A 22,986-nucleotide genomic window follows, 5' to 3' on the forward strand; every position below is an offset into this window, starting at 1 on the left:
CGCTCGGACGCCGTCATTCCCTTCAAAAATACGAATGATTACATAGATATAGGTCCAGATCCGGAACATCAGGACGGACCTGCGATTGCTTGCTTGACCGGCTCCGGCACGATTAACTTGTCTGTCGTCGTCGGCCGCTACAATATGTTGGATTGAGCTTGCGCCGCCGGTTCGGCCTCGCAAGCGAGCCAGGCCCGTCCGAGCGGCGGGCCGTTGGCTTTTTGGGAGCCTGGACATGAGCCGTGCCAACCGTACCGACCACATCCGCCTCACCTCCCATCCGGAGCCGGGCAGGAAGGCCGCCTTTCCGATCCATTGGGGCGCCACTGACGCGCGCGCCCGCGGGCCGATCATCGGCACGGTGTCGCGCACCGGGGATCGTAACGTGATCGGCAGCCATGGCGGGTCCTATGCGATGTACCGCGCGCTCGCCGTCTCCGCCGGCGCGCTCGATCCCATCCGGCGCCCCGACCTCACCAACACCTTTCCCGCCGCGACCATCGGGCCGTTCCCGCAATGGAGCGATCCCACCAAAATCGTCGCGCTCGATCCCTGGGGGCATCTCGTCGCCGAGAACTTCCGCCAGGAGATCGCCGAAGGCGCCGACATCCGCCCGAGCATCGCGGTGACGCGGGCGCGGCTGGACCTGCCGGAAATCCGCGAGGCGCTGGCCGCAAAGCGGCTCCGTGCCGACGGCGAGGTCGTGCATGCCAATGGCAGCGTCTCCGTGGTGAAGATCGCGATCGATCCGGTCTGGTACCTGCCGGGGCTTGCCGCGCGCTTCGGCACCGGCGAGACCGAGCTGCGGCGCACGCTGTTCGAGCAGACCGCGGGCATGTTCCCGGAGCTGGTGACGCGGCCGGACATGAAAGTGTTCCTGCCGCCGATCGGTGGCACCACGGTCTATCTGTTCGGCGACGTCACCAAGCTGCCGGACCATCGCACCAGGATCACCTGCCGCGTGCATGACGAGTGCAACGGCTCCGACGTGTTCGGCTCCGACATCTGCACCTGCCGGCCCTACCTGATCCACGGCATCGAGGAATCCGCGCGCGGCGCCCAGGAGGGCGGGCTCGGGCTCGTCGTCTACAACCGCAAGGAGGGCCGCGCACTCGGCGAGGTCACGAAATTCCTGGTCTACAACGCCCGCAAGCGCCAGGAGGATGGCGATGCGGCCGCCGCCTATTTCGAGCGCACCGAATGCGTCGCCGGCGTCCAGGACGCACGCTTCCAGCAATTGATGCCGGATACCATACACTGGCTCGGCCTCAAACGCATCGACCGCTTCCTCTCGATGAGCGACATGAAACACGACGCGCTGACCTCGCAGGGCATCGACATCGTCGAGCGCGTACCGATCCCGCTGGAGCTGATCCCGGCCGATGCCCATGTCGAGATCGCCGCGAAGAAGGCCGCCGGCTACTACTCGACCGACATCGCGCCGGAGCAGGACGTGAACGGCGTGGTCGGGCGTTCGCTGGAAAAATACTGATCGCGCGATGGCGGACGCATTGGAACTACAGGCACGCTCGCTGCTCACCGCAAAGGCGGTGCGCACGCGGGCGGGGCAGATGCTCGATCTCGGCCTTGCCGGCAAGCTCTCACATTTCACGATCGATCTCGACCGCATGGATGAGGTCGCAGAGGCGGTGCTTGCGGTCACGCGCAAGGCCTATCCGACGCTGGATGTCCCCTTCCACGCGCGCTGGCGGCATTTTGTGCTTGGCGGCGTCGACCGCTGGGCGCGGCTTGCCGATGCTGCGTCCTGGCCTGATCGCGCCGCGCGGGCGCGCGCGGAATTCGATCTTGCGATCATCAGCGTGCTGCTCGATGCCGGCGCGGGCGCTGCATGGCGATACCGCGACGCCGCGACCGGCGAAGCCATCGGCCGCTCCGAAGGGCTTGCGATCGCGAGTCTCGACATGTTCGCGAGCGGCCTCTTCTCGCGCGATGCGCGTGCGTCATTCAGGGCCGATGCGGATGTGCTCGCAATGCTGCCGCCCGCCGCACTCACATCCGCCTTTCAGGCGAGCGACGCCAATCCGCTGCTCGGCCTCGAAGGGCGCACCGATCTGCTGCGACGACTGGGCAAGCTGGTGACACAGCGTGCGGACGTGTTCGGCCTGCACGACACGCCGCGGCCGGGCGGCCTGTTCGATCACATCGCGGCGCAGGCGGATGGCGATGCCATTGCCGCGCCCGCGATCCTCTCCGCGGTGCTGAACCAGCTCGGGCCGATCTGGCCGTCGCGGCTCGAGCTTGCAGGAATCCCGCTCGGCGATTGCTGGCGTCATCCGGCGATCACGGCGGACGACGCAACTGCGGGCCTCGTGCCCTTGCACAAGCTGTCGCAATGGCTGAGCTATTCGCTGATCGAGCCGCTCCAGCGCGCCGGATTCGCGGTCACCGACATCGACGGCCTGACCGGGCTGGCCGAATATCGCAACGGCGGACTGTTCGTCGATCACGAGGTGCTGCGCCTGCGCGACGCCGCCGATGCCGAGCGCGCGCATGCGGTGGATTCGCTGCTCGTCGTGGAGTGGCGCGCGCTGACGGTCGCGTTGCTGGACCGGCTGGCCGGCCTGGTTCGCGCCAAGCTCGGCCGCTCGCCGGAGACATTGCCGCTCGCCAGCGTCCTGGAAGGCGGCACCTGGGCCGCAGGCCGGACCATTGCCTTTTCGCGCCGTCCCGATGGTTCGCCGCCGCTCAAGGTGATCAGCGACGGTACCGTGTTCTAACCCTCTCCCCTTGTGGGAGAGGGTGGCTTCGCGAAAGCGAAGCCGGGTGAGGGGTTGTCTCCGCGGGCATATCTCTCGCTTGAGTTCGTGGAAGCAGACCCCTCATCCGGCGCTTCGCGCCACCTTCTCCCACAAGGGGAGAAGGGAAGAAGAGAGCATCCCATCATGGAAGGCGTCACGATCGTCGATCATCCGCTGGTGCAGCACAAGCTGACGCTGGTGCGGGACAAATCCATCTCGACCAAATCGTTTCGGGAGCTGATCAAGGAGATCGGCATGCTCCTGTGCTACGAGGTGACGCGCGACCTGCCGCTCGCCGACACCGTCATCGAGACGCCGCTGGCGACGATGCACTCGGCCAAGATCGCCGGCAAGAAACTCGTGTTCGTGCCGATGCTGCGCGCCGGCACCACCTTCGTCGACGGCATGATGGATCTGGTGCCGACCGCGCGTGTCGCGCATATCGGGCTCTACCGCGAGCCGCACAGCTTTGCCGCGGTGGAGTATTTCTTTAAATCGCCGTCCGATCTCAGCGAGCGCCTGGCGATCGTGGTGACGCCGGTGGTCGCCACCGCCAACACCGCCGTCGCCGCCATCGACCGGCTGAAGGAGCGCGGCGCCAGGGACATCCGCCTCGCCTGCCTGATCGCCGCGCCGGAAGGCCTCGAGCGGCTGCGCGGATTGCACCCGGACGTGCCGATCTGGACGGCGGCGGTGGACGAAGGTCTGGACGAGAACGGGTTCATCCTGCCGGGCCTCGGCGATGCCGGCGACCGCGCTTACGGGACGCGGTAAGCGCTGCACGCACCTATATTGTTCGAGCATGATCTTTTCGGAAAGCCGCTGCACACTTTTCCGGGTCATGCCTTAGGAACAGCTTCCGTCGCGCGATGTTCTCCTGCATTGCGATGGAGAGCACGATGACCTATCAGGATGACGACCGCAGGGCCGACAGAGCACGCCGCAACAGCCCGGTCGGCTGGGCGGTCGGCGCGATCTTCGTGATCGCCGTGGTCGCGACCGTCTTCTTCTACAATGGGCGCCAGGTGGGGCCACAGACCACGACCTCCGATCCGAATACGGCGCCGAACGTCACCACCGGATCGAATCCACCTGCTGCACCTGCGAAGTGATGCGCTGAGCGCGGGCCGTCATACCTTCCCGCTGCCGCAAATGCCCTTCAGCGCCTGCCACTCCTTGTCGGTCAGCAGCGGCGGGCCGCTGGCGGGACGATCCTCCTTCGTCATGCGCGCGAGGCGGTCCTCGGTCAGCGGGTGGCTGGCGAGGATCGTGGTGAGACCGGAACCGCCCTCCTTGCCGGTGATACGGAACATCAATTCGGCCGCGGGTTTTGGCGAGCGGCCGAGCTTGTGCATGATCTCGATCGCGAAAGTGTCGGCGCCGGTCTCGGCTTCGCGCGAATAGGAGGCCTCGACCAGGCTGCGCGAAGCGAAGATCACGGCCGAGGAGCCGGTGACGTCGCCGAACAACAGGCCGATCAGGAACGAGGTGCCGCCATTGTAGATCAGGCCGCGCATGTTGTCGTAATGCTTGAGATGGCCGAGCTCGTGGGCGAGGATGCCGGCGAGCTCGTCGGGACTCTCGGCCTTGTCGAGCAGGCCCTTCAGCACGAACACCTTGCCGCCGGGCAGCGCGAAGGCATTCGGTACCGAGGTCGGCAGCACGCCCGCCGTCATGGTGTCGTCGAGGCCGGCCGCATCGCGCAGCCGGTTGACGAGCTTGGTGTAGGCGGCCTTGCCCGCGGCATCTTCGCAGACGCTGCGGCCGAAGATCGTTTTCATCTGCACTTCGGCGGCATCGCCGATGCGCCGTTCGACCGGTTTCGGCACCAGCGGTGCGAGACGATCGGCGGCGAGCGGCACGCCGAACAAGACGACGCAGACGATGGAGACGGCGGCGGCCACCGACCAGCCCACGATCTTTGCAGTGCCGCGGCGCGTGGTCCGGTGCTCGTCGAGGTGCAGGCAGCGCGCGGTCACATCTGCCGCCACTGCCGCGTCGCGGATCTCGAGCCGCGCCAGAGGCGAGGCCGATGTGCAGGCCAGACGCAAAACGCCGGCCGGGCCGTCGGCGCGGCGGATATCGGCATAGGCCCAGCGAATGGGTGCTTCGCCGTCCTCGGCGATTTCGAGCGAATCGCCGAGCGTCAGCATCACCCGACGCCTGCGGCTCGAGACGCCGTCGAAGAAGATGGTCGGCTTTGAGGACCCGGCCGGGACCCCGGGGGACACGTCACTCACGGTTCAGAATCCTGCAACATCCAGTCCATCGGCAAACCCTTCGCCGAGCGCGCCGGCGAGTTCGCCGCGCCCCTGCACATTCGCCGCGGCCGCGATGTCGTGCACCTCGACCGTCTCCAGCACCTTCGCCCAGAGATCGCGCTGGAGATAGACGCGCATGACGATGTTGATGGCAAGCGCTACGGCGAAATAGCCGATGACCATCATTGCCACAACCGGGATGCTGTTCGCGCCGTCGCCAGGCTCGAATACCTGATCGACCGGCACGCCGGTGAGCTGGACGACGAGCAAGGTACCACCGACCATGTAAGCACCGAACGCGGCCGAGAGCAGCGTCCACCAGCCGACCACCTTCCAGTACAGGCCGTAGAAGGCGTCATGAGGCAGGTTCGAGGACAGGCTGACGCCGCCGATGCGGATGCCGTCGAGCCACCAGCGCCACTCGCGCGCCTTGAACTCGGCGTAGAAGAACGGTGCGAGCGGAAAGATCACGAGCGCGACCGGGCTGAGCAGCCACAGCCACCAGCCGCGCTTGAAGAAGGTCCAGCCGTCGCCCTCGAAGTCGCCGGAGAGGTCGCCGTAATGGGTGTGCTGCATCTTGTAGCGCTCGAGCGCGGCCTCGCGCCACGGCAGCGCCAGGCCGAGCGTCAGGAACACGAGCAAGCCCCACAGCATGGCGCGGAGCGAATAGGCCCAGCCCGAGCCGTCCATCCAGAACCGCACGCCGCGCCAGACCGTACGCGTCAGGCGGTAGCGCCGCGCGCGAAAGATCGCGAACTGGCCGAAAGCGTAGAAGCCGATGAACAGCGGCAAAGAGGCGAAGCCCTGCCAGCGCTCGAACTCGATACCGATCAGAAAATACGCGAGGTAGATCGGCACCAGGATCGCGAGCGCGACCAGGAAGCCGATCAGAAGCTCCTTGGCCCGCCCGGTATATTCGGCTGCATCGCCGTCGATCGCAGTGTTGGCCCACAGATGGCGGCGAATGTCGGTGACCAGCCAGAACCGGTAGAAACCGAAGGTGACGAGCTCCAGCATGGCACCCCTGGTGACCATTCTACGGAACTCGGAGCGGTCGCCGGAGAAATCGACCCGCGTGGGCGGCAGCGGCGGCGGCAACGGTTCGGAGCCAATGGGGCTCCATTGCATATCGTTCACGTCAGCAACCTCGGGGTGCGGATCTGTCGCGGTCAAACTATAGATCAGAGATTAGTCGATCCCCAAGCTGGGCCGGTTCGATTTACCTCGATTCCAACAGGCTTCTTGCACGATTCTCCACCGCGCGGCGTGCGGGAGGTCACGTTCGCGTGGCGGCGTGACGGCCGTCCGACGCTCTCGTGAAGGTTGGATGTGGCAAAACTCTCCCTTGCTCCGACGCAGACAACCGGCTGTAATTGCAGATCAAATACCGCAGCGCAGAATTCAACGAGAACGCGCGGTTCAGGTCAGGGAGAACGGTCATGCACGGGACCATCGAGAGCGCGACCAAGCTCGACGCACTTCGCGCGCGCGCCACGTCACTGCCGCTGGAGCAGTTCGATCCGGGCGACCCGGAGTTGTTCAGGACGGATACGTTCTGGCCCTATTTCGATCGGCTGCGCCGGGAAGATCCCGTGCACTACTGCAAGGACTCGATGTTCGGGCCGTATTGGTCGGTGACGCGCTACAACGACATCATGGAGATCGAGACCAACCATGCGGTGTTCTCCTCCGCCTCCGCGCTCGGTGGCATCACCATCCGCGACATCGATCCGGATTTGCGCCGCGAGAGCTTCATCTCGATGGACCCGCCGCGCCATGCGGCCCAGCGCAAGACCGTGGCGCCGATGTTCACACCGACGCACCTCGACAATCTCGCGATCAACATCCGCGAGCGTTCGGCCGAGTGCCTGGACAACCTGCCCCGCGGCGAGGTGTTCGACTGGGTCGACCGCGTCTCGATCGAGCTGACGACGCAGATGCTGGCGGTGCTGTTCGACTTCCCCTGGGAGGACCGCCGCAAGCTGACGCGTTGGTCGGACATCGCCACCACCATTCCTGGCCCCGACGGCCTCGTCGCCACCGAGGACGAACGGATGGCCGAGCTGACGGAATGCGCGGCCTATTTCTCCCGCCTCTGGAAGGAGCGCATCGAACAGCCGCCGAAGAGCGACCTGTTGTCGATGATGGCGCATAGTGCCGCCACGCGCGACATGGACGCCAGGAACTTCCTCGGCAATCTCATCCTTTTGATCGTCGGCGGCAACGACACCACCCGCAACACCATGTCGGGCTCGATCTATGCGCTGAGCCAGCACCCGGAGCAGTACCGCAAGCTGCGCGAAAACCCTGATCTGCTCGACAGCTTCGTGCCCGAGGTGATCCGCTGGCAGACGCCGCTCGCGCATATGCGGCGCACGGCGCTCTCCGACTTCGAATTCCGCGGCAAGCGGATCAAGAAGGGTGACAAGGTCGTGATGTGGTACGTCTCGGGCAACCGCGACGAGGAGGTGATCGAAAAGCCCTATGATTTCATCATCGACCGCGCCCGCCCGCGCACACATCTCTCCTTCGGCTTCGGCATCCACCGCTGCGTGGGCCTCAGGCTCGCTGAACTCCAGCTCAAGATTATTTGGGAAGAAATTCTCAAGCGGTTCGACCATATTGATGTGGTCGGCGAGCCCAGGCGGGTCTATTCGAGCTTCGTGAAGGGGCTCGAGACGTTGCCGGTGAAGATTACGGCGTAAATTCGCAGTAAGATGGGTTCGACGTCGCCTACAAGGAAGGTGCGCCCCCTCTCCCGCTTGCGGGAGAGGGTTGGGGAGAGGGTATCTCCACTACGGGATAATCCCCAAGAGGAGAAAACCCTCTCCCGGCGCTACGCGCCGACCTCTCCCGCAAGCGGGAGAGGTTAAGCAGAAGCACTGGAGCACGCTACGATGAACATCCAGACCCCGGTCAAGTCCGACAAAATCGAACGCATGCGCAGGGCGCGCGAGGAGGCCTATGCGACGCCGCTTTCGCAATTCCACCCCGGCGCGCCCAGGCTGTTCCAGGACGACACGCTGTGGCCGTGGTTCGAGCGGCTGCGCAAGGAAGAGCCGGTGCACTACTGCACCAACGCGCCGATCGAGCCGTACTGGTCGGTGGTGAAGTACAACGACATCATGCATGTCGACACCAATCACGGCATCTTCTCTTCGGATTCGAAGCTCGGCGGCATCTCGATCCGCGACGTGCCGGAAGGCTACGACTATCCAAGCTTCATCGCGATGGACCAGCCCCGGCATTCGGCGCAGCGCAAGACGGTGTCGCCGATGTTCACCCCTCAGCATCTGGACGAGCTGGCGAGATTGATCCGCCAGCGCTCGCAGACCGTGCTGGACAATCTTCCGCGCAACGAGACCTTCAACTTCGTCGAGCGCGTCTCGATCGAGCTGACGACGCAGATGCTGGCGACGCTGTTCGACTTTCCCTGGGAGGAGCGGCGCAAGCTGACGCGCTGGTCCGACGTCTCGACCGCGCTGCCCAAGAGCGGCATCGTCGCATCGGCAGAGGAGCGCCGCCGCGAGATGGACGAATGCTACGCCTACATGTCGAAGCTGTGGAACGAACGCGTCAACTCCGCGCCGCGCAACGACCTGCTGTCGCTGATGGCGCACAACGAGGCCACGCGCCACATGGACCCCGACAACCTCATGGGCAACATCATCCTGCTCATCGTCGGCGGCAACGACACCACGCGCAACACCATGACCGGCTCGGTGCTGGCGCTGAACGAGAACCCGGAGCAGTACGACAAGCTCCGCGCCAATCCGGCGCTGATCGATTCCATGGTGCCGGAGGTGATCCGCTGGCAGACGCCGCTGGCACATATGCGGCGCACTGCATTGCAGGACACCGAAATCGGCGGCAAGCACATCAGGAAGGGCGACCGCGTCGTGATGTGGTACGTCTCCGGCAACCGCGACGACGAGATGTTCGAGAAGCCGAACGAGTTCATCATCGACCGCCCGCGCCCGCGCACCCACCTCTCCTTCGGCTTCGGCATCCACCGCTGCGTCGGCATGCGGCTCGCCGAGTTGCAGCTGCGGATCGTCTGGGAGGAGATGCTGAAGCGGTTCGACCGCATCGAGGTGGTCGGCGAGCCGAAACGGATCTATTCCAGCTTCATCAAGGGGTATGAGACGCTGCCGGTGAGGATTCCGGGGTAGGTGGAGTGCCTTGAGCCAAAGCGCCTCTCCAAACTCCGCTGTCATGCCCCGCGAAGGCGGGGCATCCAGTACGCCGCGGCTTCTCGGCTCTAGCCGTGCGGCCTCTGGAATACTGGATTGCCCGCCTTCGCGGGCAATGACACCGAGGGTAGGGCTGGGAGCACACCGCCCCTAACGCTCCGCTATCACACCTCAGTCCGGCTATAAAATTCCGGCATGACAGGTCGCGCCAGATGCGAAGGCAAGGCGGCCCCTGACTGTTCTACGACACGAGCGCATCTAACTCAATTTGATGTCCCACACGCCTTCCTTGCGGCAGGCGGCGACTTCCTCGCGCAGGAGTGCGGTGATGGCGAGCGAGGCCGTCGAGGCCGGGCGATCGATCGGAGAGGCAAAGATGAGCTCGCGCGTCATCGGCTTGGATACGGGCGCTGTTTCAAGCCGCCCGTCCGCGACCTCGCCGTGGACCGAGGACGGCGGCAGCAGCGCGAAGCCGAGGCCCTCCTCGACCAGGCTGGTCAGCACGCGGAAGGAATCCGCCTCGAGCTGGACGTTGAGCTTGATCTTGCGCTGGGCCGCCGCGTGCTCGATCAGCGCACGGAGACCGTGGGAATGACTGGGCAGCACCAGGCGTTGGCGCAGCAGCCAACCGATGTCGATGCTCTTCTTGCGCGCCAGCCCGCAGCCGCGCGGGCCGACCGCAACGATGTTGTCGCGTCCCAGACTCTGGACATTGAGATGCAGATCGGCCGAGCGGCCGTAGAGGATGGCGAGATCCATCTCGCCGCGATGCAGCCATTCGACGAGATGGCCGCTGTAGCTCTCGACGATGCGCAGCGAGATGCCGGGGAATTTTTCGACGCAGCGCCGCGCAAAGCGCGCCGACAGCACGCAGCTCACGGTCGGAACCAGGCCGAGCACGACCTGGCCCGAGGGCGGCCCCTTGGCCGACTGGATGTCGTCGCGGATCTGGTCGATCTGCCGCACGATGCCGGAGGTGCGCGCGAGCAGAAGCCGGCCGGCCTCGGTCAGCACCATGCCGCGGCCGTTGCGGGTGAACAGATCGGTGCGCAGCTCGTGTTCCAGGAGCTTGATCTGCCGGCTGAGCGCCGGCTGCGCCACGCGCAGCGTGTCGGAAGCCTTGGAGAGGCTGCCGAGCTCCGCCACGCAACTGAAGGTCCTGAGCTGCCGGAAATCCATGCTTGCCAATCCTGGAAGGCTACTCCATACGCTATAGCAAATGAGCATAGGGGGCTGGCGTTGTTTTCACAACGCCAGGGGATTGGCCGGCGTTATCTTAACTGCCGCTACGAACAGGAAACGCCATGAGTCAAGAACACCACATCGAAGATCACGCCGACATTCGCGAGGCCGTCGCCAAGCTGTGCGCGCAGTTTCCCGGCGAATATTGGCGCAAGCTCGATCGCGAGATGGCCTATCCCAAGGCGTTCGTCGATGCGCTGACCGAGGCCGGCTATCTCTCGGTGCTGATCCCCGAGGAATATGGCGGCGCAGGCCTGAAGCTTTCTGCGGCCGCCGCGATCCTCGAGGAGATCCAGCGCGCGGGCTGCAACGGCGGCGGCTGCCACGCCCAGATGTACACGATGGGCACGGTGCTGCGGCACGGCAATGCCGAGCAGAAGGCGAAGTACCTGCCGAAGATCGCGAGCGGCGAACTGCGCCTGCAGGCCTTCGGCGTCACCGAGCCGACCAGCGGCACCGACACCTCCTCGCTGAAGACCTTCGCGCGCAAGGACGGCAACGACAGCTACATCGTCAACGGCCAGAAAATCTGGACCAGCCGCGCCGAGCATTCCGATCTGATGATCCTGCTGGCACGCACCACGCCGAAGGATCAGGTCAAGAAGCGCACGGACGGCTTGTCGGTGTTCATCGTCGACATGCGCGAGGCCAAGAACAACGGTCTCGAGATCCGCCCGATCCGCACCATGATGAACCACGCGACCACGGAAGTGTTCTTCACCGACATGAGGGTGCCGGCGGAGAACCTGATCGGCGAGGAAGGCAAGGGCTTTCGCTACATCCTCTCCGGCATGAATGCCGAGCGTATCCTGATCGCGGCCGAATGCGTCGGCGACGCCAAATGGTTCATCGCCAAGGCCACCAACTACGCCAAGGAGCGCAGCGTTTTCGGCCGGCCGATCGGCCAGAACCAGGGCATCCAGTTCCCGATCGCCAAGGCCTACGCCTCGATGCGGGCGGCCGAGCTGATGGTGAAGGAGGCCACGCGCAAATACGAGGCCGGCCTCGACTGCGGCGCCGAGGCCAACATGGCCAAGATGCTGGCGGCGGATGCATCCTGGGAAGCGGCCAATGCCTGCATCCAGACCCATGGCGGCTTCGGCTTCGCCGAGGAATACGACGTCGAGCGCAAGTTCCGCGAGACGCGGCTTTATCAGGTGGCGCCGATCTCGACCAACCTCGTGCTGTCCTTCGTCGCCGAGCATGTGCTCGGCATGCCCCGCTCGTACTGAGGCGGCGAGCATGGGAGCACTTGACGGGATCAGGGTGATTGCGGTCGAGCAGGCGGTCGCGGCGCCGTTCTGCTCCTCACGCCTGGCCGATGCCGGCGCCGAGGTGATCAAGATCGAGCGGCCCGAAGGCGACTTCGCCCGCGGCTATGACGCAGCCGCCAAGGGCCAGAGCAGCTATTTCGTCTGGCTCAACCGCGGCAAGCAGTCGGTGGTGGTCGATCTCACGACCAAGGAAGGCCGCGCCGAGCTGGAGAAGCTGATCGCCAGCGCCGACGTGCTGATCCAGAACCTCAAGCCGGGCTCGATGGACAAGCTCGGCTTCTCGCGCGAGCGGCTGTTGAAGGACTATCCGAAGCTGATCTCGTGCACCATCACCGGCTATGGCGACGAAGGCCCCTATGCGCACCGCAAGGCCTATGACCTGCTGATCCAGGCCGAGAGCGGACTTGCCTCGATCACCGGCAATCCCGACGGCGCTTCGCGCGTCGGCATGTCGATCGTGGATGTGGCGACCGGCGCCACCGCCCATGCGGCGATCCTGGAAGCGCTGATCGCGCGCGGGCGCACCGGCAAGGGCGCCGATATCCGCATCTCCATGTTCGACGTGATGGCGGATTGGTGCACCGTGCCGCTGCTCAACTCCGAAGCCGGCAACCCGCCCAAGCGCATGGGTCTGCGCCATCCCTCGATCGCTCCTTACGGCGTGTTCACCTCGCAGGACGGCAAGGACATCCTGATCTCGATCCAGAGCGAGCGCGAGTGGAAGACGCTCTGCGCGAAGGTGCTGGACCAGCCGGACCTGCCTGCCGATCCGCGCGTCGCCAACATGGTCGAGCGCGTGCGCAACCGCGACTTCACCGACCAGACGGTGGCTGACGCCTTCGGCAGGATGACGCGCGACGAGCTGCTGAAGCGGCTGTCGGATGCCGACATTGCCTTTGCCGAGGTCAACACCATGGCCGACCTCTCCCACCATCCGCATCTGCGCCGGATCGAGGTCGACACGCCGAACGGCCGTGTCAGCTATCCCGCGCCGGCGCCGATCATCGTCGGCGAGACGCGGAGCTATGGCGCCGTGCCCGCGATCGGCGAAAATCCAAAGTCCAGGCAGTGACAGAGCGAGGCGTCATGACCGAAAAGCTCGACATCGATCATTTGCGGCAATGGATCGGCCGCAGCCAGGAGGCCACCGACATCGTCACTGCGCACCTCGTCATGGGTTTGCGTGCGACGCTGTTCCAGGAAGTCGGCGAGCCCAAGACAGGTGACGCCGCGCCGTTCACGGTGCATTGGTGCCTGGCGCAGCCGGTGTTTCCGATGTCGATGTTAGGGCCTGACGGCCACCCGACCCGCGGCGGCTTCCTGCCGCCGGTGCCGCTGCCGCGCCGGATGTGGGCCGGCGGCGAGATCGAATTCCTGCAGCCGCTTCGCGTCGGCGATGAATCGACGCGGACCTCGCGCATCGCCGATGTGCAGGTCAAATCGGGCTCGACCGGCACGCTGTGCTTCGTCTCGGTCGAGCACAGCATTTCCTCGCCGTGCGGCACAGCCATCCGCGAGCGGCAGGACATCGTCTACCGCGAGATGACGAGCAGCGCGCCCGCTGGCGGCAAGGCCCCGCCTCCGCCGCCGAAGGCGCAGCACCGCGAGACCCATGTCTCGGATCCCGTGCTGTTGTTCCGCTACTCCGCGCTGACTTTCAACGGCCACCGCATCCATTACGACCGCGACTACGTCACCAAGGTCGAGGGCTATCCGGGCCTGATCTTCCACGGACCGCTGCAGGCGGCGCTCATCATCGAGATGGCCGCCAAGCTTCGCGGCGGCAAGGCGCCGAAGAAGTTCACCTATCGCGGCCTGCAGCCGCTGTTCGAGGGCACGGAGTTCTCCATCAACGCCAACGAGACCGCTGATGGCATGGAGCTGTGGACCGCGAACGCGGAGGGACAGCCGACGATGAAGGGCACGGCGGTGTGGTGACGCTGTCTCCTCGCATTGCGAGTGCCGCGGCGATGTGGGAAGCTCGACCCTCACCCTGAGGAGCGCGCCCCTTCGCGCGCGTCTCGAAGGGCGAGGCCACCAGCCGGGCCTTCATCCTTCGAGACGCGCGAAGACGCGCTCCTCAGGATAAGGAACTAAGAAGGGGACGGAAACCATGTCCAAGAACGGCAAGACCGGCAGCAAGTCCGTCACCGTGAAGCAGGCAACGCTCGACCTGCTGCGGGCCTTTGGCATCAACAAGGTGTTCGGCAATCCCGGCTCGACCGAGCTGCCGTTCCTGAGCGACTGGCCCGACGACATCGACTACGTGCTGGCGCTGCAGGAGGCCTCCGCGGTCGGCATGGCCGACGGCTTTGCACAGGCGACGCGCAATGCCGGCTTCGTCAATCTGCATTCGGCGGCAGGCGTCGGCAATGCGCTCGGCAATATCTACACTGCGCATCGCAACCAGACGCCGCTCGTGATCACTGCGGGCCAGCAGGCGCGCTCGATCCTGCCGCTGCAGGCGTTCCTCTATGCCGAGCGCGCGTCGGAATTCCCGCGGCCTTACGTCAAATACAGCGTCGAGCCGGCGCGGCCCGAGGACGTGCCGGCCGCGATCGCGCGGGCCTATTACACGGCGATGCAGCCGCCATGCGGGCCGACCTTCGTGTCGATCCCGATCGACGACTGGGCGCATGCGGCTGCTCCCGTGGAGGCACGCAAGGTCAGCCGCGAGATCGGGCCCGAGCTTGACGCGATGAAGGCGCTGGTCGCCGCGCTCGGTTCCGCAAAGCACCCTGCCCTCGTCGTCGGTCCCGGCGTCGATCGCGCCGCCGCGGTCGATCTGATGGTGCGCGTGGCCGAGAAGGCCAAGGCCAGCGTCTGGGTCAGCCCGTTCTCGGCACGATGCTCGTTCCCCGAGCGGCATCCGCAATTTGCGGGATTCCTGCACGCTTCACCCGCGCAATTGTCCGACGCGCTGCGCGAGCACGATGTCGTCGTCGTGATCGGCGCGCCGGTGTTCACGTTCCATGTCGAGGGCCATGCCGCGATCTTCGATGGCGGGACGACGATCTTTCAGATCACCGATGATCCGGATGCCGCCGCCGTGACACCGGTCGGCACCAGCATCATCGCGACGATGAAGCCGGCGCTGACCATGCTGCTCGAGTTGCTGCCGGAGAGCAAGCGCGCGGCGCCGAAGGGCCGCACGCTGCCGCCGGCCCCGCAAGCCGCCGATCCTCTGCCGGTTGAATTCCTGCTGCACTCGCTGTCGCAAGCGATGCCGGACGGGACGTCACTCGTCGAGGAAGTGCCCTCGCACCGGCCGGCGATGCAGAGGTTCATGCCGATGCGCGGCCAGGACAGTTTCTACACGATGTCGAGCGGCGGTCTCGGCTACTCCCTGCCCGCCGCCGTCGGCATGGCGCTCGGCAAGCCGAACAGCCGCACCGTCTGCCTGATCGGCGACGGCTCGGCGATGTATTCGATCCAGGCGCTGTGGACCGCCGCACAGCGAAAACTGCCGCTCACCGTCGTCGTCATCAACAATTCCGGCTACGGCGCGATGCGCTCGTTCAGCCAGGTGATGCAGGTGCGCAACGTGCCCGGGCTGGAGCTGCCGGGAATCGATTTCGTGCAACTTGCCGAAGGCATGGGCTGCCATGCGGTGCGGGTGAGCAAGGCGGCGGAGCTGGGCGAAGCGCTGAAGCGCGGCATGGCGTATGCAGGCACGAGCCTCGTCGAGGTCATCGTGGATTCAGCGGTGCCGGTGTTGTACGGGCAGAAGCATTGACGTGCCGTACCCCGTGGCTACGACGCCAAAAATCCGCCGTCCGCGGCCAGCACATGCCCGACGACATAGGATGAGGCGTCGGACGACAGCCACACCACGGCTTCCGCCACCTCCTCCGGGCTTCCCATCCGCCGCAGCGGCAGGCCGGCGCTGACGGTAGCGACGTCGCCGACGCCGGCACGCAGCATCATGTCCGTGACGACGCGGCCGGGGGCGATAGCGTTGATGCGGATGCCGCGCGGAGCGTTCTCCATCGCCGCCGAGCGCGTCAGCGAGATCGCGGCGGCTTTCGAGGCCGAGTAGAGCGAGAAGCCGGGATTGGGATTGCGCACGCCGCTGACGGAGGCGTTGACGACGATGCTGCCGCGGCCTTGCGCGAGCATCGCCGGCAGTTGGTGGCGCAGGCAGAGAAAGAGCGCGCGGACATTGGTGTCGAACACGCTGTCGTAGGTCTCGGTGCCCTGCTCCTCCAGCGGCGCGCGGCGCTCCTGGAATCCGGCATTGTTGAAGGCAACGTCGAGCCTACCGCGGCGCTCGACCGCCGCGCGCACCAGCCGCGCGACGTCGTCCTCCTTCGTGATATCGGTCTTGACCGGGACGGCTTCCGCACCGAGCTCGCGGCACGCTGAGGCGGCGGCGTCGATCTCGGCTTCGCGCCGGCCGGCGACGAAAATCGCTTCGGCTCCCTCGGCCGCCATCCTGAGCGCCGTGGCGCGGCCGATGCCGCTGCCGCCGCCCGTGACGAGGCAGACCTTGCCCCTCATCCGCATCCCGGTTGGCAAAGCTCCGCTCATCGTCCACTCCAAAACGCTTGCGCGCGGCGTTGCGCCCATATAGTTGTATGGTACAACTATATGGGCAGAGTCAAGCCATGGCCGAGCTTTCGCTGATCGACGACATCCGCGCCGCGTCGCGCCTGATGGTGCGCGAGCTCGGCTTCATGGACGCGACGGTGGCGGCATCGGACTATCCGCCCTCGGCGGTCCACACCATTCTGGAGATCGGCATCCGCGGTCCGATGACGTCAGGCGAGCTCGGTGATTTCCTGCGTCTGGAGAAATCGAGCGTCAGCCGCATGGTGCGCAAGCTGATCGACTGCGGCGAGCTCAGGGAGACGCCTGACGAGCTTGATGCGCGCAGCAAGCTCTTGTCGCTGACGGCGAAGGGCCTCCGCACGCTGGAAGCGCTGCATGCGTTCGGGCGGCAGCAGGTGCGTGGTGCGCTGGCGGCGTTGACGCCGGCCGAACAGCGCATCGTGCGCGAGGGCATGATGCTCTATGCGCGGGCACTGCGGCAGAGCCGGGAGGAGGAGGTGGCGGCTACCTAATCCTAGGTATCGTCTCTGCCTGCGCAGGGACGACGGCGAGTGTTTGGCGCGATTGCGTAGCCCGGATGAGCGCAGCGATATCCGGGATCCTCAACAAAGAAGGCCCCGGATGTCGCTGCGCTCATCCGGGCTACGAGATCTTACCTCCCGAACTCTTCCCGCATCTTCGCCTGGATCTTGGCCATGCCGCCGATCCAGCGGTCGTAGTTCTCGGTCTTCTTGCGCATGTAGCCGAGCACCTGGGGGTGCGGCAGGATCAGGAACGTCTCCTGCTCGAGGCCGGCGAGCACGTCTTTCGCGACTTGCTCCGGCGTCAGGTCGCCGTCGCCGGATTGCGGGCCCTTGGGGATCGAGCGCAGCATGTTGGTGTCGACGCCCTGGGGGCAGAGGATCGAGACCTTGATGTTGTGGGCCTTGTGCGAGATCGCGAGATTTTCGGCAAAGCCCACCGCGGCGTGCTTGGTCGTCGAATAAGCGGGGCTGCCGACCTGCGACAGCAGACCCGCGGCCGAGATGGTGTTGAGAAAATAGCCGCCGCCGCGCGCCCTCATGCGCGGGACGAGATGCCGCGCCGCGTAGACGTGCGCCATGACGTGGATCGCCCAGCTGCGCTGCCAGGGTTCATCCGAGGCGCCGCCGGCATTTTCCGACATCGGATCGAAACCGCCGCCGATGCCGGCATTGGAGCAGAACAGGTCGATCGGCCCGAACTGACGTTCGGTCTCCTCGATGACGTGAGCGATGTCCTTTTCCTGAGCGACGTCGCATTTGAAGGCGGCGCCATCAACCATGGCCGCGACCGCCCTCGCGTTGGCGGCGTCCATGTCCGCGACCACGACCTTGGCTGCGCCCGCATTGTGAAAGGCTTCGCACAGCGCCTTGCCGATGCCGTTTGCGCCGCCCGTGACGACCACGACCTTGCCGGTCACCTGCATGCGACGTCTCCTCTTGTCTTATACCGCGTCGCGGAAACTTGTTCAGCTCAACACGAGGTCGAGCACCGCGGTATAATGGCATGCCGCGCCGGCCAAGACAAAGCCGTGCCAGATCGCATTCTGGAATCGCAGACGCCGCCAGGCGTGGAAGATCACGCCGAAGCTGTAGAGCAGGCCGCCCGCAACGATGAAGCCCAGCACCAGCGCGGGCAACGCCCTGACAACGGCGTCGTAGAGCATCATGCCGCTCCAGCCCATCGCGAGGTAGATGCCGACCGAGACGCGGTCGAACCGGCCGGGATAGAGAAGCTTCAACACGATGCCTGATATCGCCACGCACCAGACCCCGGCGAGCAGCACCAGCGCGAACACGCTGTCCTTCACCTCCAGGATGAACGGCGTGTAAGTCGCGGCGATCAACAGGTAGATCGCGGAATGGTCGAACCGGCGCAGCAGCCATTTGGCCGGCGAGACCGGCCAGAGATTATAGGTCGCCGACAGCACCAGCATCGAGAGCAGGCCGGCGACATAGATCGAGACGCCGACGATGTCGGTCGCATCGGCGTAGAGCGCCGTCAACACCACCAGCACGGTCGCGGCGACGATACCGGCGAAGACGCCGATCGCGTGGATGACACCATCGGCGATCAGCTCGGCGCGGTCGTAATGCCAGCCGACCATGTCGGCTGCGGCGTGTACGGAGCTGGATGCGAACTCTTTCAATTGGAAGACGGTCATGGGCAATCCGCTAACGTGAGGCAATCGTCCTCTTGCATGGGTGTTTCGGGATCGGCGCGTCGTTCAAACGGCTGACTGGCCGACAAAGGCGGTGGAAGTATGGAGCTTGATTTTCCTCACGCAATTGCCACTTTTGTGAACGGCCGCACATTCCTCCCGCCCCGGATCCTCTAACGTTCATATGGCATTCAGTTTCCAGGATATGGTCGAAGAGGCGCGGCTGTCGGCAAGGGCGCTGATCGACTATGGCGAGCACTTCTTCAACCCGACGGTGCGGCTCGGCGTCACCGGGCTGTCACGGGCGGGTAAGACCGTATTCATCACCGCCCTGATCCACGGCCTGACGCGCGGCGGCAGGTTTCCGGTGTTCGAAGCCTATGCCTCCGGCCGGATCGCGCGGGCGCATCTGGCGCCACAGCCGGACGACGCCGTGCCGCGCTTTGCCTATGAGAACCACCTGCGCGCGCTGATCGAGGAACGGCGCTGGCCGAACTCGACGGTCGATATCAGCGAGCTCAGGCTCGTGATCGAGTACCAGCGCCCGAACGGTGCGGACCGCAATTTGACGCTCGACATCGTCGACTATCCCGGCGAATGGCTGCTCGATCTGCCGCTGCTCCAGAAAAGCTATGAGCAATGGTCGGCGGAAAGCCTGGCGCTGTCGCGCGAGGCACCGCGGGCACATCTCGCGGCGGACTGGCACGCGCATCTCGCAACGCTCAAGCCCGAAGCGCGCGAGGACGAGCAGGCGACGCTGACGGCCGCAAAGCTCTTCACCGATTATCTGCGCGCGTGCCGCGAGGAGCGCTTCGCGATGAGCCTGTTGCCGCCAGGCCGCTTCCTGATGCCCGGCAATCTCGCAGGCTCCCCCGCGCTGACCTTTGCGCCGCTCGATCTGCCCGCTGGCGGACAGGCGCCCGACGGCTCGCTCTGGGCGATGATGGTGCGCCGCTTCGAGGCCTACAAGGACGTCGTGGTGCGGCCGTTCTTCCACGATCATTTTGCGCGGCTCGATCGCCAGATCGTGCTGGCGGACGCGCTCGCCGCATTCAACTCCGGGCCCGAGGCGCTGCACGATCTCGAAGCCGCGCTTGCCGGCATTCTCGGCTGCTTCAACATCGGCCGCAGCACCTTGCTCTCCAGCCTGTTTCGGCCGCGCATCGACCGCATCCTGTTTGCTGCGACCAAGGCGGACCATCTGCATCATTCCAGCCACGACCGGCTCGAGGCCGTGCTGCGCCGCGCCGTTGCGGGCGCCGTCGCGCGCGCGGAAAATACCGGTGCGGCGATCGACGTCGTTGCACTCGCCGCCGTCCGCGCCACGCGCGAGGCGCAGGTGTCCCGTGGCCGAGACAAATTGCCGTCGATCCTGGGAACTCCGGCCGCGGGCGAAAGCGCCGGCGGCGAGTTCTTCGACGGCAACACGGAAGTCGCGACCTTTCCGGGGGATCTGCCCGTCGATCCCGAGCCGCTGTTCAACGACACGGATGCATTCCGCGGGCTCTCGACGGAGGCGGCCGAGACAAGCGACTTCCGCTTCCTGCGCTTCCGCCCGCCCAAGCTCGAACGCGAGGGCAACGGCGAGCCAGCACTGCCACACATCCGCCTCGACCGTGCCCTGCAGTTCCTGATCGGAGACAAGCTGTCATGACCGAGCGATCCCAGCAGCGGCGGCCGGCGACGTTCCGGCTCGACGATCCCGGCGTCGTCGTCACCGAGGCCGACGAGACGGGACGGCTCGGTCGCGGCACCATTCAGATCACACCGGAGAGCGATCCATCGACGCTGCCGGTGCCGATTCAGGCCACACTTCCCGCGCGGCGCCGCTTTCCCTGGGGCGCGCTGTTCTGGTCCGGGCTCGCCGGGTTGACGCTGCTCGGAGTCGGGCTCGGCGTCGTCCATCTGATCGAGGATTTGTTCGCGCGCAGCGAGAGCCTCGGCTTCGTCGGGCTTGCCTTCGCGCTCGTCACGGCGCTGGCGCTTGCCGTCGTGATCGGACGCGAGGCGTTTGGACTGGCGCGCCTCGCAACAATCGAGAAGCTGCATCAACGCGCCGCCCACGTGCTCGCCAGTGACGATCGCGCCGAGAGCCGCGTCATCGTGCAGGACCTGCTGAAGATCGCGCACCAGAACCCGCAGCTCGCGCGAGCCCGCGCCACGCTGGAGAGCCATGCCGGCGAGATCATCGACGGCGCCGACATGATCCGGCTCGCCGAGCGCGAACTGATGTCCCCGCTGGATACGGAAGCGCGGCGGCTGGTGTCGTCAGCCGCGCAAAAAGTCTCGATCGTCACAGCGGTCTCGCCCCGCGCGGCGATCGACGTGCTGTTCGTGTTCGTCGCCGCACTGCGCCTGATCCGCCAGCTTGCCTATCTCTATGGCGGCCGCCCTGGCGCGCTCGGCATGATCCGCCTGCTCCGCCACGTCATCGCTCATCTCGCCATCACCGGCGGCATGGCCGCGAGCGACAGCCTAGTGCAGCAGATGCTCGGCCATGGCATCGCGGCGAAGCTATCGCAGCGATTGGGCGAGGGCGTGCTGAATGGATTGCTGACCGCCCGATTGGGCCTTGCCGCCATCGACGTCACGAGGCCGCTGCCGTTCGCGGCACTGCCGCCGCCGAAGCTGTCGGATCTGGCGACGGATCTGCTGCGGAAGAAGGATGGGGAGGAGTAGCGGCTCTTGCTTACCCTCCCCTGGAGGGGGAGGGTCGGCTCATATTGAGCGCAGCGAAATATGAGACGGGGTGGGGTGACAGTCTCTCCGCCTCGAACAGTGCCCGAGCGGAGAGATCACCCCACCCCGCTCGCGCTTCGCGCGATCGACCCTCCCCCTCCAGGGGAGGGTAAGAGAAGGCGGCTAGGCGCGCTCCCGCTTTTCGAATTCTCCCGCCAACACCCGCCACTGGAACAGCGGCGAGTCCTTCGGCGGTGACAGCTCCGGGGTCCAGCCGGTGAGCTTTTCAAGCACATAGGTGTCCATCACGAGGCCGCGCCAGCGGCGTTCGACTTCGCCGAGCTGCTCGCGCCTGGCCGGGATGTTCTGCCACAGCGACGAACGATCGTCCGGCGCGCGCCCGACATAGACGCCGGCCTGTCCCCTGATCTTGTCCATGCCGGGGTCGCGAAAATCCTGGAAGCGGCCGCGCTCGTTGATCTCGATCACGGGCACGCGGTCCCTGAACAGCCAGCGCATCATGGCGTAGGTGCGGTAGTCCGTTGTCGCGATCCAGGTCGCGCCGGTCTCGTCGAGCGCGGCCTGCGCGCGCGCGGCGACCTGCTCGTAGCCGGCCTCGGCGCCGATGGGATCGCTCTTGCCGAGGAAATTCCAGGGCGCGGCGACGTAATAGAGAAACACGATGACGACGAAGGCGATGCCCGAGACGATTGCGGTCCTGGCCCAGAACAGTGACGATTTGAGCATTCGGGCCGACCATCCCTCTTTCGTCATCGTTGCGAGGTTCACCGCGGTGGCCGCGAAGCCGACCGGCCACATGAACATCGGCCATGTATCGCCGACCCGGAGCGTCATCGACTTCGCAAGGAAATATAGAAACGGCACCAGCACGGCGGTCGACAGCAGGATCGCGACCGGCTCGCGCGTGCGATAGCCGCGCCACGCCGTCAGCACCAGGCCCGTCAGGACCACCGGCAGCATGACGAAGCCGACCAGGCCGAATTGCAGGCCGATGTAGTCGCCGATCGTCCGCAGCGAGATGCCGTAATTGGCGGTGGCGCGCACGCCCTGGAAACGGAACGAGGCCCAGTCGTGCTGCGCATTCCAGATCAGCACCGGCGAGAACGCGGCGATCGCAACCAGCACGGCGAGGTAAGGGTAAGGGCTCCGCAGCCAGCGCCAGCGCCAGTCCGGTACCAGCAGAAAGGCGGCAACCGCCGGCGCGAACATGATCGCGGTGAACTTCGACAGCATCGACAGGCCTGCGAACAGGCCCGCCGCGAGCCACCAGCGGCCGTCGCCGCCCTGTGCGAGCCGCACCAACGACCACATCATCGCGACCGCAAACGGGATCATCGCGACATCGGGCGCGACCTTGGCCATCAGCAGGCCGTAATAGAGCGCGGCCTCCGGCATCAGCACCGCGAACATGATCGCGCGCGCATCATGGGTGAGGCGGCGGACGATGTCGGCGAGCAGCAGCTGTGTCACCAGCATGGCGACGATGCCGCCGAAGCGGACGCCGAGCGCGGTGTCGCCGAGGATCGCGGTACTGAGGCGGATCATCCAGGCGATGCCGGGGGGATGATCGAGAAAGCTGAGCGCCGTTTCCTTCGACCAGGTCCAGTAATAGGCTTCGTCCGTGCGCAGCTCGATGGCGGAGGCGTAGACGATGCGCAGCACGGTCATCGCGGCGATGATCGCTGCGGCCATCACGAGCGGCCGGCGCGCGGCGCCGCGGAGGGGCACGGAGATGTCAGGGGCTGTCGTCACGGCCGCGCTTTTCGCCAACCTGAGAGGGGGTGTCAATGCGGGGGCCCCCATTCTCACTGTCGTCCCGGACAA

20 protein-coding genes are annotated in these 22,986 nt (G+C 65.8%); 13 read left to right on the forward strand and 7 right to left on the reverse strand.

Translation table 11 applies throughout. The annotated features are described in order from the left end of the window. Positions 1–235: 235 nt before the first annotated feature. The 4 genes from ACM42_RS09710 to ACM42_RS09725 all read left to right on the forward strand — a co-directional run bounded on the left by ACM42_RS09710 (position 236) and on the right by ACM42_RS09725 (position 3,871). The gene (locus ACM42_RS09710; RefSeq protein WP_271527709.1) at positions 236–1,492 is read left to right on the forward strand and encodes a GTP cyclohydrolase II; all 1,257 of its coding nucleotides are present in this window, start codon (positions 236–238) and stop codon (positions 1,490–1,492) included. Positions 1,493–1,499: 7 nt separating this feature from the next. Continuing rightward, the gene (locus ACM42_RS09715) at positions 1,500–2,738 is read left to right on the forward strand and encodes a URC4/urg3 family protein (protein WP_271527710.1); all 1,239 of its coding nucleotides are present in this window, start codon (positions 1,500–1,502) and stop codon (positions 2,736–2,738) included. A gap of 165 nt (positions 2,739–2,903) precedes the next feature. Then, positions 2,904–3,533 (forward strand): uracil phosphoribosyltransferase, encoded by a 630-nt coding sequence (gene upp / locus ACM42_RS09720; protein WP_028179165.1) that lies wholly within the window; start codon positions 2,904–2,906, stop codon positions 3,531–3,533. Positions 3,534–3,658: 125 nt separating this feature from the next. Next, positions 3,659–3,871, forward strand: coding sequence for a hypothetical protein (locus ACM42_RS09725; protein ID WP_271527711.1), 213 nt, complete (start codon positions 3,659–3,661; stop codon positions 3,869–3,871). A gap of 18 nt (positions 3,872–3,889) precedes the next feature. On the opposite strand, the gene ACM42_RS09730 is transcribed toward ACM42_RS09725, so the two are convergent. Further along, the gene (locus ACM42_RS09730; protein WP_271527712.1) at positions 3,890–4,999 is read right to left on the reverse strand and encodes a M48 family metallopeptidase; all 1,110 of its coding nucleotides are present in this window, start codon (positions 4,997–4,999) and stop codon (positions 3,890–3,892) included. A gap of 3 nt (positions 5,000–5,002) precedes the next feature. Then, positions 5,003–6,148, reverse strand: a complete 1,146-nt coding sequence (locus ACM42_RS09735; RefSeq protein ID WP_271527783.1) for a YjgN family protein — start codon at positions 6,146–6,148, stop codon at positions 5,003–5,005. A gap of 311 nt (positions 6,149–6,459) precedes the next feature. Between ACM42_RS09735 and ACM42_RS09740 the strand changes: the two genes are divergently transcribed. Then, positions 6,460–7,725: a cytochrome P450 gene (locus ACM42_RS09740; RefSeq protein ID WP_271527713.1), complete on the forward strand. Its 1,266-nt coding sequence runs from the start codon at positions 6,460–6,462 to the stop codon at positions 7,723–7,725. A gap of 192 nt (positions 7,726–7,917) precedes the next feature. Next, the gene (locus ACM42_RS09745) at positions 7,918–9,192 is read left to right on the forward strand and encodes a cytochrome P450 (protein ID WP_271527714.1); all 1,275 of its coding nucleotides are present in this window, start codon (positions 7,918–7,920) and stop codon (positions 9,190–9,192) included. A 279-nt stretch (positions 9,193–9,471) separates the two neighbouring features. Here the strand turns inward: ACM42_RS09745 and ACM42_RS09750 are convergent, their stop codons facing one another. Continuing rightward, positions 9,472–10,392, reverse strand: coding sequence for a LysR substrate-binding domain-containing protein (locus ACM42_RS09750; RefSeq protein ID WP_271527715.1), 921 nt, complete (start codon positions 10,390–10,392; stop codon positions 9,472–9,474). 125 nt (positions 10,393–10,517) lie between these two features. Here ACM42_RS09750 and ACM42_RS09755 point away from each other — a divergent pair, with 125 nt between their 5' ends. The 4 genes from ACM42_RS09755 (at position 10,518) to mdlC (ending at position 15,465) form a co-directional block, all read left to right on the forward strand. After that, complete coding sequence (locus tag ACM42_RS09755; protein ID WP_271527716.1) at positions 10,518–11,687, forward strand: acyl-CoA dehydrogenase family protein; 1,170 nt, start codon at positions 10,518–10,520, stop codon at positions 11,685–11,687. A gap of 10 nt (positions 11,688–11,697) precedes the next feature. Next, positions 11,698–12,801 (forward strand): CaiB/BaiF CoA transferase family protein, encoded by a 1,104-nt coding sequence (locus ACM42_RS09760; RefSeq protein ID WP_271527717.1) that lies wholly within the window; start codon positions 11,698–11,700, stop codon positions 12,799–12,801. 14 nt (positions 12,802–12,815) lie between these two features. Further along, entirely contained in the window at positions 12,816–13,667 is an 852-nt protein-coding gene (locus ACM42_RS09765) for an FAS1-like dehydratase domain-containing protein (protein ID WP_271527718.1), read from the forward strand. A gap of 175 nt (positions 13,668–13,842) precedes the next feature. Next, complete coding sequence (gene mdlC, locus ACM42_RS09770; protein ID WP_271527720.1) at positions 13,843–15,465, forward strand: benzoylformate decarboxylase; 1,623 nt, start codon at positions 13,843–13,845, stop codon at positions 15,463–15,465. 17 nt (positions 15,466–15,482) lie between these two features. On the opposite strand, the gene ACM42_RS09775 is transcribed toward mdlC, so the two are convergent. Next, complete coding sequence (locus ACM42_RS09775) at positions 15,483–16,259, reverse strand: SDR family NAD(P)-dependent oxidoreductase (protein ID WP_271527721.1); 777 nt, start codon at positions 16,257–16,259, stop codon at positions 15,483–15,485. Positions 16,260–16,336: 77 nt separating this feature from the next. Here ACM42_RS09775 and ACM42_RS09780 point away from each other — a divergent pair, with 77 nt between their 5' ends. Continuing rightward, a complete protein-coding gene (locus ACM42_RS09780) occupies positions 16,337–16,792 on the forward strand; it encodes a MarR family winged helix-turn-helix transcriptional regulator (RefSeq protein WP_271527722.1) in 456 nt (151 codons plus the stop codon). 140 nt (positions 16,793–16,932) lie between these two features. Here the strand turns inward: ACM42_RS09780 and ACM42_RS09785 are convergent, their stop codons facing one another. Together ACM42_RS09785 and trhA are read right to left on the reverse strand one after the other, a co-directional pair. After that, a complete protein-coding gene (locus ACM42_RS09785; RefSeq protein ID WP_271527723.1) occupies positions 16,933–17,727 on the reverse strand; it encodes an SDR family oxidoreductase in 795 nt (264 codons plus the stop codon). 42 nt (positions 17,728–17,769) lie between these two features. Beyond that, positions 17,770–18,465, reverse strand: coding sequence for a PAQR family membrane homeostasis protein TrhA (trhA, locus tag ACM42_RS09790; RefSeq protein ID WP_271527724.1), 696 nt, complete (start codon positions 18,463–18,465; stop codon positions 17,770–17,772). Between the two features lie 181 nt (positions 18,466–18,646). Here trhA and ACM42_RS09795 point away from each other — a divergent pair, with 181 nt between their 5' ends. Further along, positions 18,647–20,116, forward strand: coding sequence for a YcjX family protein (locus tag ACM42_RS09795; RefSeq protein ID WP_271527725.1), 1,470 nt, complete (start codon positions 18,647–18,649; stop codon positions 20,114–20,116). Further along, positions 20,113–21,141, forward strand: coding sequence for a YcjF family protein (locus tag ACM42_RS09800; protein ID WP_271527726.1), 1,029 nt, complete (start codon positions 20,113–20,115; stop codon positions 21,139–21,141). The genes ACM42_RS09795 and ACM42_RS09800 overlap by 4 nt, the downstream gene beginning before the upstream one ends. Positions 21,142–21,324: 183 nt before the next feature. On the opposite strand, the gene ACM42_RS09805 is transcribed toward ACM42_RS09800, so the two are convergent. Then, positions 21,325–22,854, reverse strand: a complete 1,530-nt coding sequence (locus ACM42_RS09805) for a glycosyltransferase family 39 protein (protein ID WP_271527784.1) — start codon at positions 22,852–22,854, stop codon at positions 21,325–21,327. Positions 22,855–22,986: the final 132 nt, after the last annotated feature.

The organism is Bradyrhizobium sp. CCBAU 25338, assembly GCF_028128965.1.
GTDB lineage: Bacteria > Pseudomonadota > Alphaproteobacteria > Rhizobiales > Xanthobacteraceae > Bradyrhizobium > Bradyrhizobium liaoningense.

What these genes read in the sequence shown, in the direction of transcription:
- ACM42_RS09710 (WP_271527709.1), top strand. Translation starts at nt 236, where the DNA reads ATGAGCCGTGCCAACCGTACCGACCACATCCGCCTCACCTCCCATCCG.
- ACM42_RS09715 (WP_271527710.1), top strand. Translation starts at nt 1,500, where the DNA reads ATGGCGGACGCATTGGAACTACAGGCACGCTCGCTGCTCACCGCAAAG.
- upp (WP_028179165.1), top strand. Translation starts at nt 2,904, where the DNA reads ATGGAAGGCGTCACGATCGTCGATCATCCGCTGGTGCAGCACAAGCTG.
- ACM42_RS09725 (WP_271527711.1), top strand. Translation starts at nt 3,659, where the DNA reads ATGACCTATCAGGATGACGACCGCAGGGCCGACAGAGCACGCCGCAAC.
- ACM42_RS09735 (WP_271527783.1), bottom strand. Translation starts at nt 6,148, where the DNA reads ATGCAATGGAGCCCCATTGGCTCCGAACCGTTGCCGCCGCCGCTGCCG.
- ACM42_RS09740 (WP_271527713.1), top strand. Translation starts at nt 6,460, where the DNA reads ATGCACGGGACCATCGAGAGCGCGACCAAGCTCGACGCACTTCGCGCG.
- ACM42_RS09745 (WP_271527714.1), top strand. Translation starts at nt 7,918, where the DNA reads ATGAACATCCAGACCCCGGTCAAGTCCGACAAAATCGAACGCATGCGC.
- ACM42_RS09750 (WP_271527715.1), bottom strand. Translation starts at nt 10,392, where the DNA reads ATGGATTTCCGGCAGCTCAGGACCTTCAGTTGCGTGGCGGAGCTCGGC.
- ACM42_RS09755 (WP_271527716.1), top strand. Translation starts at nt 10,518, where the DNA reads ATGAGTCAAGAACACCACATCGAAGATCACGCCGACATTCGCGAGGCC.
- ACM42_RS09760 (WP_271527717.1), top strand. Translation starts at nt 11,698, where the DNA reads ATGGGAGCACTTGACGGGATCAGGGTGATTGCGGTCGAGCAGGCGGTC.
- ACM42_RS09765 (WP_271527718.1), top strand. Translation starts at nt 12,816, where the DNA reads ATGACCGAAAAGCTCGACATCGATCATTTGCGGCAATGGATCGGCCGC.
- mdlC (WP_271527720.1), top strand. Translation starts at nt 13,843, where the DNA reads ATGTCCAAGAACGGCAAGACCGGCAGCAAGTCCGTCACCGTGAAGCAG.
- ACM42_RS09775 (WP_271527721.1), bottom strand. Translation starts at nt 16,259, where the DNA reads ATGAGCGGAGCTTTGCCAACCGGGATGCGGATGAGGGGCAAGGTCTGC.
- ACM42_RS09780 (WP_271527722.1), top strand. Translation starts at nt 16,337, where the DNA reads ATGGCCGAGCTTTCGCTGATCGACGACATCCGCGCCGCGTCGCGCCTG.
- ACM42_RS09785 (WP_271527723.1), bottom strand. Translation starts at nt 17,727, where the DNA reads ATGCAGGTGACCGGCAAGGTCGTGGTCGTCACGGGCGGCGCAAACGGC.
- trhA (WP_271527724.1), bottom strand. Translation starts at nt 18,465, where the DNA reads ATGACCGTCTTCCAATTGAAAGAGTTCGCATCCAGCTCCGTACACGCC.
- ACM42_RS09795 (WP_271527725.1), top strand. Translation starts at nt 18,647, where the DNA reads ATGGCATTCAGTTTCCAGGATATGGTCGAAGAGGCGCGGCTGTCGGCA.
- ACM42_RS09800 (WP_271527726.1), top strand. Translation starts at nt 20,113, where the DNA reads ATGACCGAGCGATCCCAGCAGCGGCGGCCGGCGACGTTCCGGCTCGAC.
- ACM42_RS09805 (WP_271527784.1), bottom strand. Translation starts at nt 22,854, where the DNA reads ATGGCCGCAGCGATCATCGCCGCGATGACCGTGCTGCGCATCGTCTAC.